Here is a 12,265-nt window from a genome sequence, read left to right as displayed (position 1 = left end):
GGTCATCCCGTCTTCGCGGCGGTCTCGAGGTCGCTCTGCAACCCGTCCAGAGCCGCCTTCGCCTTGCCCGAGGACATCGCCTGCGTGGTGCGCTTGTTCAGCGCGATGGCCATCGCCTGGTAGTACGGCGGAGCCGGGATCGGCGCGGTCTCGGGGAACTTGGTGAGGGTGTCGTAGAAGACGTTCCAGTGCTTGGGGCCGGTGGTGGCGTACCGCTCCGCCGTGAGCATCGACTTGCGGGCCGGGGTGGTGACGTTGCCCGGGATCAGCAGGTCGATGTTCTTCGGCTGCACCAGGGTCTTGAGGAACTCCCAGGCGAGGTCCTTGTTCTTGGACGACTTCATGATGCCGTAGCCGCCGGAGCCGAACAGGTGGCGCTGCGACTGCCACTTGGGGAAGTACTGCACGTCGAACGCGTCATCCGCCATGCCCGCGTTGTGCAGGCCGCCTGCCCAGAAGCCGCCGCCGATGGCCGTGCCGATCTTGTTGCTGGCGAACAGGCCCTGCAGCGTGGTGCCGCCGCCGACGTCCGGCTTGGGCGAGATCCCCTCCTTCTGGAGCTGGATCAGGTACTCCAGCGACTCGACGGTGGGCGCGGAGTTCGCGGTCGGATCCCCCCAGCGCCAGCCGCCCTTACGACCCGAGGCGGCCGGGTCGCCCGGGTAGAAGGTCTTCCACAGCCAGTCGCCGCCGTCCCACTTTCCCTCGGTCAGCAGGTTGCCGCCGTTGGCGTACATCCACGAGGTCCACGAACCCCACAGGCGCACGACCCAGTCGTAGCCGACCGTGTTGCCGCCCTTGGCGGAGATCTTCTTGGCGATGTCGTGGAAGTCGTCCCGACTCCAGTCGTCGGCCGGACGCTCCACGCCGACGCTCTTGAACAGGGAGGTGTTGTAGAACATGTTGCCGGCGTTGAAGTCGGTCGGCAGCTCGTACAGGTGCCCCTGGTACATCATCGCCTCGACCAGCGCCGGGTGGACGTCGGCGAAGTACGGCTTGAGTTCGGCCGCGTCCCGCTTGACGTAGTCGTCCAGCGGTTCGGCCAGCCCCTTTTCCGCGAACAGCTGCAGTCCCTCGGTCGCCACACAGCACACGTCCGGTGCGTTGCCCGCGGAGATCTGGGTGAGCAGCTTGCTGAAGAAGTCGTTCCAGTCGGTGCCCGTGGTGCCGATGAACTTCACCGTCGCACCCTTGTGGGCGGCCTCGAACTGCGCCGCAGCCTTCTGCATCTTGTCCGCCGACGCCTGATCGGTGAAGATCGCCACCTTCAGTGTCTTCGAACCCGACGAGCTGGAGGAAGAGCCGGACGAGCATGCGGCCGCCAGCGAGCCCACACCCGCCACCGCAACGGATGCGGCGCCCGCTCTGAGCAGAGAACGGCGGCTGAGCTGAGTCTTGAAGTCCCCAGAGGACATACGTGTACCCTCACTGTGTTCCAAGTACAGACAGGGATGACGACCGTTGCACCGGCCGCCTGTCTTTGTGCGAGTGCTTCGCCGTCCCGGGTTCAGAGCCGGGGCGGCGAAGTGACCGATGCCCGCGCCACCAGCGGGCAATGCAGCATCTCCTGCGTGACCGGGCCCGGTGGCGAGTCCGGCGTTCCGGCGAGCGCGAGCAGCTGCGTGACAGCCCGCGCCCCCATCTCGTAGTGGGGCAGCTGGACCGTACTCAGCCTCGGATGCAGCGTCTCCGAGACCAGCTCCTGATTGTCGAAGCCCACCACCGACAGATCACCGGGAATGGACAGACCCAGTTCGGCCGCCGCGCGGTAGGCACCGGCCGCCATACGGTCGTTGAAGCAGAACAGCCCGGTCGGCCGCTCATCGAGAGTCAGCAGACGCCGCGCCGCCCGGTAACCGGCATCCGCGTCCCCGGCCGGCGTGCCTATGTGCACCGCCTTCTCGGCGGCCACGAGGGCAGGGTCGTAGCCGATCCCCGCCTCTTCCAGCGCCTTGCGATAGCCCTCGATACGGCCGTGCAGCGCGGGGATGTCCGCGACGCCCACCGTCATGCCGATCCTGCGGTGCCCGTGCTCGATCAGCTCGCGCACCGCCGTATGACCGCCCTGGACCTCGTCCGGCACCACGAACGGTACCGACGGGTCCTCGCAGCGCGCGTCCAGCAGCACCGTCGGCGTCGAGCGCAGACTCTCGGGGAGTTCCACGACCCGGTGGTACATCGCCGCATACAGCACGCCGTCGACCTGGCGCTGCAGCAGCATCTCGATGCTGCGCCGCTCCAGCTCCGCATCACCGCCGGTGTTCACCAGCAGCAGCACCATGCCCTGCGCTGCCGCGGCCTCCTGAGCACCGAGGATGATCCGGCCCGAGTTAGGGGTGGTGGCGATCTCGTCGCCGATGAAGCCGATCGTCTGCGACCGCTGCGTCCGCAGCCCCCGGGCCAGACTGTTCGGCTTGTACCCGAGTTCCTCGGCGACCCGAAGAACCCGCTCCCGGGTCTCCGCACCGATCCGCTTGCCCTCGACCCGGTTGAGGACGTGCGACACCGTCCAGGTGGACACACCTGCCGCGGCAGCCACGTCCTTGATCCCGATCCGGCGCGCCATGATCTCCACCCCAAAGTGGTTGATACCGGGTTGGCTCATCGTTTAGCCATCCGCGTGCACTGAGAGTGCCTTCGGCCAAAGCCGCTGTCAATGGCTCGTTACGAACTCGTGGCCGCGGCATGTCCCAGCCCGGCTCTCCGCCCGTGTCCCGGGGGACCTCGAACTTCTGCGGCGACTGGCCGTGGCGGGGACGCGTTCTGGACGCAATGTGGGCAGGGGATCGACATCCCATTGCGGCCAGTCGAATACCGGGTGGGCAGCGAGCGCGGCGCGGATACCGTTACGTCTGTCTGGTTCGCGGTCCGCGTGCTGGGGAACTGCCAGAAGGGGAAACGGCCCTGCGGGTGCCCCGCTCGTCAGCTCGTGGTCCAACGCGGCGGTCGGCGCCTACATGGCCCTGGTGCCGATGTTCATCGGCTACGTCCTGTGTGGGGCCTGGCGCACGTTCCCTCTGGTACCGCGACGGCGCATCGGTGCTGGCGCGCCCCGGCGAAATCCTCCCGGGGGCTCACGATGCGGTCGGCGCCGCGAGCCCACCGGATGGATTCAGGAGACGGGTTGGGGTTCCTTGCGGTCCGTCGGCGCCGTCTTCTGAAGGCTGGTGCCTTCGACGTCGAGATCGGGCAGTATCCGGTCCAGCCAGGCCGGCAGCCACCAGGCGCCCCGCCCGGCGAGGGCGAGCACCGCGGGTACGAGCGTCATCCGGACGGCGAAGGCGTCGATGGCCACGCCGACGGCCAGGGCGAACGCGATGGGTTTGATCAGGGAGTCGTCCAGCGGGAAGAACCCGGCGAAGACGGTGAACATGATCAGTGCGGCCGCGGTGACGACCCGGACGCTGTGGCGCGCACCGTCGACGACCGACTGTCGTGCCCGGCCGGTGTTGGCCCATTCCTCGCGCATGCCGGAGACGAGGAACACCTCGTAGTCCATGGCCAGTCCGAACAGCACGCCGATCAGGATGATCGGCAGGAAGCTGACGACGGGGCCGCTGTGCGGCACACCGAGGACGTCGGACAGCCAGCCCCACTGGAAGACGGCGACGACCAGCCCGAGCGAGGCGCCCACCGAGAGCAGGAAGCCGACGGCGGCCTTGACAGGGATGACCAGCGAACGGAACACGATCATCAGCAGGATCAGGCTGAGGCCGACGACGATGGCGACGAAGGGGAGGAGGGAGTCGCTGAGCCGGTTGGAGACGTCGATGTTGACCGCGGTGGTGCCGGTGACTGCGAGGGAGGCGCCGGTGGTGGCACGGAGGTCGGCGCTCGTTGCACGGATGTCGCGGACGAGTTGGCCGGTGCGGGCGCTGTCCGGACCGGACGTGGGCAGGACGGTGATGACGCTCTGCGCCGGGTCGCTGGTGGGCTGGGGCGGCAGGACGGCCTTGACGTTCTTGAGGGTCTGCAGCTTCCGGGCCACCTGGGCTCCGGCCTGCGAACTGGTGGCAGCCGTACCGTTCTTGGTCTCGGTCAGCACGAGGAGCGGGCCGTTGAAGCCGTCGCCGAACTTGTCGCTGATCGTGTCGTAGGCCTTGCGCTCGGTGGAGGCGTGCGGGGCGGAGCCGTTGTCGGGAAGAGCGAGGCGCAGGTCTGAGGCGGGCAGGGCAAGGGTCACCAGGATGCCCGCCACAGCCGGCACCGTCAGCAGCGGCTTGGCGATGACCCACTTGGTCCAGCGGGCGCCCATGGCGGTGTGGCCGGTGGGCCCATCGGTGTCGGCGGCCCGCCGGGCGGCTCGACTGCCGGGTTTGGGCGTGAGCCGGGAGCCGGCGAAACCCGCGATGGCGGGGACGAGCGTGATCGCGGCCAGTACGGCGATGAGTACGGCTCCGGCGGCCCCGAGACCCATCGTGGTCAGGAACGGGATGCCGATGACACTCAGGGCGGCGAGCGCGATGATCACGGTGGTGCCGGCGAAGACGACGGCGCTGCCGGCCGTGCCGATGGCCAGCGCGATGGATTCCTTGGGGTCGGTTCCGCGGGTGAGTTGCTGGCGGTGGCGCGAGAGGATGAACAGGACGTAGTCGATGCCGACGGCCAGGCCCAGCATGAGGGCGAGCGTGACGGCCGTCGAGGAGATGCTGACCGCCGGTGCCAGAGCGAGCAGCCCGGCCAGGCCGACGGCCACGCCGATCAGCGCGGGTAGCAGTGCCATGCCGGCGGCCAGCAGTGAACCGAACGTGACGACGAGGACGAGCAGGGCCACGGCCACGCCGATGATCTCCGACGGGCCGACGTGGACGCCCTTGCTGCTGTAGACGGAACCGCCGACCGAGGTCTTCAGCCCGTCCTGCTCGGCTGCCTTGGCCGCGTTCTCGATCGCGTCGATGGATGAGGTGCGGACCTGCGCGTTCTGTACCGGGTACTGGACCTGGACGATCGCCGTCGTCCGGTCCGCCGAGACGGCTCCCGAGGCGCGGGGCTCGACGACCTCGCTGACCTGGGGAGCCTTCTCGGCCGCCGTGACGGTCCGGGCGATGGCCGCGGTGTAGGGCGCCTCGGTGACCTGGTGGCCCTTGGCGACGGTGAAGACGATCTGGGCGTTGGCTCCCGAGGCTTCCGGAAGGGTTTTGCTGAGGCTGTCCAGCGCACGCTGCGACTCGGTACCGGGCACCGAGAAGCGGTCGTCGAGCTTGCCGCTGAAGAGGCTGACGCAGGTGATGAGCGCGGCCAGGACGAAGAGCCACAGGCCCAGGACCAGCTTTCGGTGCCGATAGGCGCTGTGACCCAGCCGGTGGAGCAGGACGGCCATGACGAACTCCCTGGGACGGTGGGATCCCGCAGGTCCGAGCGCGGGCAGGGGCGGGGGAAGCGGAGGGCGCACCGGTCGGGAATGCGGCCAGGTGACGGGCAACTGCCGAGACGGGCACCCCGTTCGATAGACCGACTTTATCACTTGCTCAAGTCGGTCGATCGAGTCATTCGACTGTTGGATGCGTCACGCTCGACGTGAGCCCGCTGTGAGCCAGGGGGGACCGTGCACGCGGCACGTAAGCCGCGAACGGGCGCTGGGACTCGTCGAGGCAGTGGCAGGTTCGGGGACGTCCCCGGAGACCTGTGACCGGGTTTGGTGGCCTGGCCGGCGACTGGGTTTCTGTGCGTGACGGCAAGGTCAGGTGGTTCTCCGGGCATACGCCCGGTGATCCGGATGGCCTGACCTGTGAGACCTCGCTGTGCGAGGCAGAGATCGCCGGCGCTGCCGCTCAGGACGGGCGAGCAGCGCGGTGTGGTGCCGCGCTCCTTCACCCAGGGCGTGGGAGAGCGCGCCTACGGCCCCTCGACTCGCCGAGCAGGGCGGCCCGGTCCGGATCCGGCGAGCGTGCCGCCACCGAGCTCATGCACCGGAGCTGAGGGAAGGGGCGGTCATGGGCTGGCGACGTCATCTGTCGTCGCGGCGCCTCAGGGGGCGTTCTCCGCCGCTGTTCACACCGAGAAGGGCGTCGGCTGGGCATGCGTCCGGCGGCTGTCAGCTCGCCGGTACGGACACCAGCTCCAACCGACCGCCGGCCATGGCCACCACGGCGGACACGAAGACCTGGAGGCAGGTGTGCTCGGCCTCCTCGTCGGGATGGGAGAGGCGCTGCATCGTGAGCCCGTCGAACCCGGCGAGGAAGAACCGGGCGATCGTTTCCGCGGGCTGGGCCAGCTGCTGTCCGGTGCGCTCGGCCGCCTCGGTCACCAGCCGCGCCGTCACCTCGGTCACCCCCCGGCAGTGGCTGTCGAGGGCCTCGCTCAGAGCGGGGGTGCGCAGTGCGTACATGGTCAGCTCCGAGAGGAGCTGATGGCTGGCGGGCTGCTCACGCACCGTTCGCCACAGAGCGGCGGCCAACGCGCTGGCCGTCTCCTCGAATCCGGCGTCGGCCGGAGCGGCTGCCTCGACCTGGGCGATCAGATCCTGCGTGAGCTGCTCCATGACGGCGCGGTACAGCCCTTCCTTCGTGCCGAAAGTGTAGTGCACCGTGGCCTGAGCCACCCCCAGCTCAGCGGCGATGGCACGAGTGCTTCCGGCCGCGACCCCTTCCCGCGTCATGAAGGTGATCGCCGCTTTGATCAGCTGAGGACGGCGCTCGGCCGCGGGAACGTGAGCCATGACCGCATCATAGCGACCAAGTCCTGTGAACAAGTCGATCGAACAAGTCAGGCGCCGTGCTGACTCACGACGCCACCGGTGCACGGCCGCTGAGGTCCGGTCTGTGGCCGCGTGGGTCAGTTCGCGCTGAACGGCGGGTGAATACGTTGCCTCCAACACCCGCTCCTGGAAGCGGGAGGAACGAGGAGGCAGGCTCGTGAAGGAAAACCAGTTTGATACGTGTGTGATCGGGGCGGGACCCGCCGGACTGGCGGTCGCGCGGGCTCTGGCGGAGCGGAATCTGCCGTACACACATCTTGAGCGGCACACCGGGCCCGGCGGCATCTGGGACATCGACAATCCCGGCAGCCCGATGTACGAGTCGGCTCATTTCATCTCCAGCAGGACCCTGTCGGGGTTCGGCGGATTCCCGATGCCCGAGGACTTCGCGGACTATCCGCCGCACCGGCAGATCCTGTCGTACCTGCGGTCCTTCGCCGATGCCTACGGGCTGACGGACCGGATCGAGTTCGGAGTCGAGGTCGCCGACGTCGAGAAGAACGTGGACGGCACCTGGACGGTCACCCGGGCTGACGGGCGGGCAAGCGTGCACGGTCAGGTCGTCGTGTGCACGGGCTCGCAGTGGCACCCCAACATCCCTGAACTTCCGGGGGAGTTCAGCGGGGAGGTCCGGCACACCGTCGGTTACCGCAGCGCGGAGGAGCTGCGGGGCAAGCGGGTTCTGGTCGTGGGGGCGGGGAACTCCGGGTGCGACATCGCGTGCGACGCTGCCCGGACGGCGGACCACGCGGTGATCAGCATGCGGCGCGGGTACTGGTTCATCCCCAAGCACCTGTTCGGCCGGCCGGTGGACACCATCGCCAACAGCGGGCCGCATCTGCCGATGTGGCTGGCGCAGCGCGTCTTCGGTGCCGTACTGCGGATCATCAACGGCGATCCGACGCGGCTGGGGCTGCCGAAGCCGGACCACAAGCTGTTCGAGACCCACCCGGCCATCAACTCGATGCTGATCCACCACCTCCAGCACGGCGACATCACCGCCAGGCCCGGGATCGCCCGCACCGAGGGCAGGACCGTGCACTTCACCGACGGCACGAGCGACGACTTCGATCTCATCCTGCTGGCCACGGGCTACGTCCACAAAGTGCCGGTAGCGCAGCAGTACTTCGGCGACGAGCAGCATCCCGACCTCTACCTGTCGTCGTTCTCGCGCGAGCACCAGGGCCTGTTCGGCATCGGCTTCATCGAGACCAACTCCGGCGCGTACCAGCTCTTCGACAGCCAGGCGCAGTTGGTCGCCGGCTACCTCCACGATGCGCGGCACCGGCAGCCGAACGCCGAGCGGTTCACCCAGAGGATCCGTGCCGACCGACCGGACCTGAGCGGCGGGCTGAAGTTCGTCGAGTCGCCCCGCCACACCGGTTACGTCGACAGCGAGGCCTTCGTGAAGTACCTGGGCAAGGTCGCGCGCGAGATGGGCTGGTGGACCGAGGGCCGGCCGCCGCAGGTACGGTCCCCGCGACGCGCGGAGGCCACGCTATGAGCAGGTTCGACTTCACCGACAAGGTCATGCTGGTGACCGGCGGCGCGGGCGGTATCGGCAGTGCGCTGTGCCACCGCTTCGCCTCCGGCGGCGCCCGCTGCGTCGTCGTCGACATCGACCGGGCCCGGGCCGAGAAGGTCGCCGCCGACCTGCTCGGTGCCGGGCACACGGGCATCGGCTGCGATCTGATGGACCGCGCCCAGATGGAGCGCCTCTTCGACCTGGTCGCCGATACCTACGGCCGCCTCGACGTGCTCGTCAACAACGTCGGCATGACCAGTGCGGAACGCTTCGACGTGCGGAGCGTCGAGAGCATCGAGCGGGAGATCACCCTCAACCTGACGTCCCCGCTGATGGCCACCAGGATCGCCATTCCGCTTCTCATGGCTTCCCGGGACGCCCGAGTGGTCACCACCGTCTCCCTCGCCGGGATCTTCCCCCTGGGCGAGACCCCGATCTACACGGCTTCCAAGTTCGGGCTGCGCGGCGCGATGCTCGCTATCGGCCTCGACCTGCGGAGCAAGGGAATCCAGGCCAGCTCGGTGCTGCCGTCGGCGACCGACACCCGGATGCTGCGTCAGGAGGCCGTGGACGGCGGCAACTCCATGCAGTTCCAGGACCGGCCCCAGCGGCCCGCCGACGTCGTCGCGGCCGTGGTGAGCCTGCTGGACAAGCCCCGCCTGGAGGCCTACCCCCGGACCGGTGAGTCCCGTCTGGTGCGGTTCGCGATGCTCGCACCGAACTTGTTGCCCAGGATCTTCCCGCTGTTCCGCAAGCGCGGTGATCGCGGCATGGCCCGCTATCTGGAAGAACTACGCCGCCGCGGACTGGCCCGCCAGACCGACGGCCGCTGGGAGCTGGTGGAGGAAGCATGAGCACGCACCAGACACTGCATGTCGTCAACCCCGCCACCGGGGAGCCGATCAGCACCCTGCCCGCCGCGAGTGCCGACGACATCACCAAGGCCGCCGAGCGGGCCCGGCAGGTCTTCACCGCCGGAGTATGGTCGCGGCTGCCGGTCCGGGAGCGCGCCGCGGTGCTGCTGCGGCTGGCCGACCTGATGGAACGCGACGCCGAGATCCTCGCCCGGCTGGACAGCGAGGACGCGGGCAAGCCGATCACGGAGTGCCGTACGGGCGACGTGCCGGGCGCGATCGAGTCGATCCGCTGGTTCGCCGAGGCGGCCGACAAGGTCTTCGGCCGGATCGCGCCGAGCGGGCCCCACGGGCTGGGCCTCATGAGCCGCGAGCCGGTCGGCGTGGTCGCGGCGATCCTGCCGTGGAACTACCCGCTGGCCATGACCGCGTGGAAGGTCGGACCCGCCCTGGCCGCGGGCAACTGTCTGCTGGTCAAGCCGGCCGAGGCAACCCCGCGTTCGGCCCTGCACCTGGCCACGCTCGCCGCCGAGGCCGGCCTGCCCGACGAGGTGCTCACCGTCCTGCCGGGGTACGGTTCCGAAGCCGGGGCGGCCCTCGCCCGTGACCCCCTCGTGGGGGCGCTCTCCTTCACCGGGTCCACGGCGACCGGCCGCCGCATCCTCATGGCCGCCGCCGAGAGCAACTTCAAGGGTGTCTCACTCGAGATGGGCGGCAAGAGCCCCCAGGTGCTGATGGCCGACGCGCTCGCCTACGGGGACGAGCTGATCGACAACATGATCGAGGCCGCGTTCCTGACGACGGGGCAGAACTGCACGGCCGGCTCCCGCGTCCTGGTCCACCGCAGTATCGCCGAGGAGGTCCTGGAGCGGTTCACGGCCGCGGCCAAGGAACTCGTCATCGGTGACCCGTCCGACTCGCGCACGCAGGTGGGGCCCCTCATCGACCGTGCCGCCTTCGACCGGGTCGCGGGAGCCGTGGAGGCCGCCCGGGCCGGCGGAGCCAAGGTCCACACCGGGGGACTGCCCCACGGTCTGCCTCCACACGGCGCCTACTACCCGCCCACCGTGATCACCCGCGCCCCCGACGGCAGCGACGTTCTCACCAAGGAGCTGTTCGGGCCCGTCGTCACCGTCCAGACCTTCACCTCAGAAGACGAGGCGGTGCGGATGGCCAACACCACCGAGTACGGGCTCGCCGCCTCGGTCTGGACCCGCGACCTCGACACCGCGCTGCGGCTGGCGCGCGGCATCGAGGCCGGAGTGATCTCCGTGAACGCCTACAGCGAGGGCGACATCACCACGCCCTTCGGCGGCTGGAAGCAGTCCGGATTCGGCGGCGTGGAGAAGTCCACCAACGCCTTCGACCAGTGGACCCGGGAGAAGACGGTGTGGATCCGCACACACTGAACTCGGAGCCGGGCCCTGTCCTAGGAGCGATCCCTACGCATCTGCTCCCGCAGGTGGACCGGGGAGGTACCGTGCCAGCGGCGTACCGCACGGCGCAGCGCGCGCTCGTCGGAGAATCCCGCCCGGCGGGCGATATCACGCAGCGTCAGTTCCGGCCGGAGCAGCAGCTGTTCGACGCGTTCCCGGCGTACTCCCTCGACGAGTGCATCATAGGTCGTGCCGCAGTCGGCCAGTCGGCGGCGCAGCGTCCGTTCGCTCGTCGAGTGCCGCCGTGCCTGTTCAGCGAAGGAGGGGATCACTGGCAGGTGCTGCGCGACGGAGATCTCCAACACCTCCAGCAGGTCCTGCTGGTCGCGGCGGGAAGCCATCTGCGCGTCGAGTATCTCCAGTGTCGATGCGTAGGTCACCGGATCCCGGCCGGGCATCCGGGTACGGGCCCACGTGGCGTCGATGAGCATCCGGTTCGTCGGGGCGCCGAATCGGACCGGACAGCGGAACAGGGCGTCGTACAGGTCGAGTCGGCGGGGTGGCGGAAAGGAGAACTCCACTGCCCGTGGCGCGAATGCCGGGTCGACGGCCAGCCGCGACAGGGTGACCACGGAGGCGAACGCCTCCTCGCTCAGGAAGGACGCCACGGCCGGGTCCATGGCCGGATCGGGGAGGTCGGCACGGAGCACGAAGGCCTCGTCCTCCTCCTCGCTCGTAGCAGCCGACCACACGACCATCGCCCCGGACAGGTTCTGGTACTTCACTCCCGTCTCGATGGCGTGTCGCAGGGTGTCATCGGCCATCAGGGCGAAGCCGAGCAGCCCCCACGCGGTCAGATGCTGTGCCGCTCCGACCCTCAGCCCCAGGCGCTCATCCCGGGTGAGCTCGAGAGCACACCGGATCACCGCGCTGCCCTGCCGGTACGACACCCTCAGCGCGGCGGAACGCATGACCGTCTCGTCCAGCCCGACCTGCTTCAGCAGGGGCCGCAGATCGATGCCGCGCTCGTCGGCGACCGTGACGAGACAGCGCAGGATGTTCGGCTGGATCGTCGCCGATGTGCTGCGGCTGGTCCCCGGGGGGTTCGTCGGGTCGGGGGCAAGGGACATCGCACTCACCTTCTCCTCGACGACCACTGTATGCAGCCGGGACCACCGGTCGCAGGCCTGGCCCCCGAAGTCCCCTGTACGGCCCCCGGCGTCCGTGCGCCCGCCTTCGCCGACGAACAGGGACTGTTCGGTGCCGGGTTCCAGCACGACGGCGCTGGATCCAGGAGTGTGGCCGGGGGCTGCCTCCAGGCGCAGGTGAGGGAACGTGGGCACCCACGTGTCGTCGAGCCGGCGGGTGTCCCAGCCGACGTGGTCGGCGTGCAGATGGGTGTTGACCACCAGATCGACATGCTCGGGCCGCACACCGGCCAGGGCGAGGTTGCCGAGGTAGTCCAGTCCCAGGTGGTTCCAGGCGGGGACGGCCGGGCGGGACTTGTCGTTGCCGACGCCGGTGTCGATGAGGATGGTCCGGCCCCCACTGCGTAGCAGCCAGGTCTGCATGGCGGCGTGGACCATGGTGTCGTCGGCGCCCAGGTGGTCCGGCACGAGCGTCTCGCGGTTCTCCCGCCACGCCTGCTCCGGCAGGTCCGGGAAGAACTGGCCCGTGGGCATGCTCGGTCCGTGCTCGTTTGGGCAGCGCGAACAGGCCGCGGATCACGTCCGTCTCCTCTGCGTCAGACAGGCGCCGCATCGTCTCCGCAGTGCTCTGGGCCCGGAGGATCTCGGTGGCGTGTCGCAGTATC

At 69.2% G+C, this 12,265-nt stretch carries 9 protein-coding genes and 1 pseudogene; 4 read left to right on the top strand and 6 right to left on the bottom strand.

The window, feature by feature from the left end; translation table 11 throughout:
• Positions 1 to 2 precede the first annotated feature (2 nt).
• Positions 3 to 1,265 carry a sugar ABC transporter substrate-binding protein gene (locus tag ABZ453_RS13610; RefSeq protein ID WP_359014683.1) on the bottom strand — a complete coding sequence of 421 codons (1,263 nt, stop codon included), beginning with the start codon at positions 1,263 to 1,265 and terminating at the stop codon, positions 3 to 5.
• Here ABZ453_RS13610 and ABZ453_RS13605 point away from each other — a divergent pair.
• A complete protein-coding gene (locus tag ABZ453_RS13605) occupies positions 1,252 to 1,392 on the top strand; it encodes a hypothetical protein (protein WP_359014682.1) in 141 nt (46 codons plus the stop codon). The two genes, ABZ453_RS13610 and ABZ453_RS13605, sit on opposite strands and share 14 nt — an antisense overlap.
• A gap of 115 nt (positions 1,393 to 1,507) precedes the next feature.
• Here ABZ453_RS13605 and ABZ453_RS13600 read toward each other — a convergent pair whose 3' ends face one another.
• From ABZ453_RS13600 to ABZ453_RS13590, 3 genes are all read right to left on the bottom strand, one after another.
• Complete coding sequence (locus ABZ453_RS13600; protein WP_359014680.1) at positions 1,508 to 2,605, bottom strand: LacI family DNA-binding transcriptional regulator; 1,098 nt, start codon at positions 2,603 to 2,605, stop codon at positions 1,508 to 1,510.
• Between the two features lie 507 nt (positions 2,606 to 3,112).
• Complete coding sequence (locus tag ABZ453_RS13595; protein WP_359014678.1) at positions 3,113 to 5,320, bottom strand: MMPL family transporter; 2,208 nt, start codon at positions 5,318 to 5,320, stop codon at positions 3,113 to 3,115.
• A 714-nt stretch (positions 5,321 to 6,034) separates the two neighbouring features.
• Positions 6,035 to 6,658: a TetR/AcrR family transcriptional regulator gene (locus ABZ453_RS13590; RefSeq protein WP_359014677.1), complete on the bottom strand. Its 624-nt coding sequence runs from the start codon at positions 6,656 to 6,658 to the stop codon at positions 6,035 to 6,037.
• Between the two features lie 196 nt (positions 6,659 to 6,854).
• Here ABZ453_RS13590 and ABZ453_RS13585 point away from each other — a divergent pair, with 196 nt between their 5' ends.
• From ABZ453_RS13585 to ABZ453_RS13575, 3 genes are read left to right on the top strand one after another with little or no spacing between them, the layout of a single operon-like run.
• Positions 6,855 to 8,201 carry an NAD(P)/FAD-dependent oxidoreductase gene (locus ABZ453_RS13585; RefSeq protein WP_359014675.1) on the top strand — a complete coding sequence of 449 codons (1,347 nt, stop codon included), beginning with the start codon at positions 6,855 to 6,857 and terminating at the stop codon, positions 8,199 to 8,201.
• A complete protein-coding gene (locus ABZ453_RS13580; RefSeq protein ID WP_359014673.1) occupies positions 8,198 to 9,076 on the top strand; it encodes an SDR family oxidoreductase in 879 nt (292 codons plus the stop codon). Before ABZ453_RS13585 ends, ABZ453_RS13580 begins: the two co-directional genes overlap by 4 nt.
• Positions 9,073 to 10,485, top strand: a complete 1,413-nt coding sequence (locus ABZ453_RS13575; protein ID WP_359014672.1) for an aldehyde dehydrogenase family protein — start codon at positions 9,073 to 9,075, stop codon at positions 10,483 to 10,485. The genes ABZ453_RS13580 and ABZ453_RS13575 overlap by 4 nt, the downstream gene beginning before the upstream one ends.
• Positions 10,486 to 10,505: 20 nt before the next feature.
• On the opposite strand, the gene ABZ453_RS13570 is transcribed toward ABZ453_RS13575, so the two are convergent.
• Complete coding sequence (locus ABZ453_RS13570; protein WP_359014772.1) at positions 10,506 to 11,582, bottom strand: AraC family transcriptional regulator ligand-binding domain-containing protein; 1,077 nt, start codon at positions 11,580 to 11,582, stop codon at positions 10,506 to 10,508.
• A gap of 105 nt (positions 11,583 to 11,687) precedes the next feature.
• A pseudogene (locus ABZ453_RS13565) lies at positions 11,688 to 12,119 on the bottom strand (MBL fold metallo-hydrolase); the annotation flags it as partial.
• Positions 12,120 to 12,265 lie beyond the last annotated feature (146 nt).

It is taken from the genome of Streptomyces sp. NPDC005799 (assembly GCF_040630525.1).
Lineage (GTDB): Bacteria > Actinomycetota > Actinomycetes > Streptomycetales > Streptomycetaceae > Streptomyces > Streptomyces griseorubiginosus_B.
The sequence above is the reverse complement of the archived record's forward strand: the minus strand, read 5'-3'. Positions and strand labels throughout refer to the sequence as shown.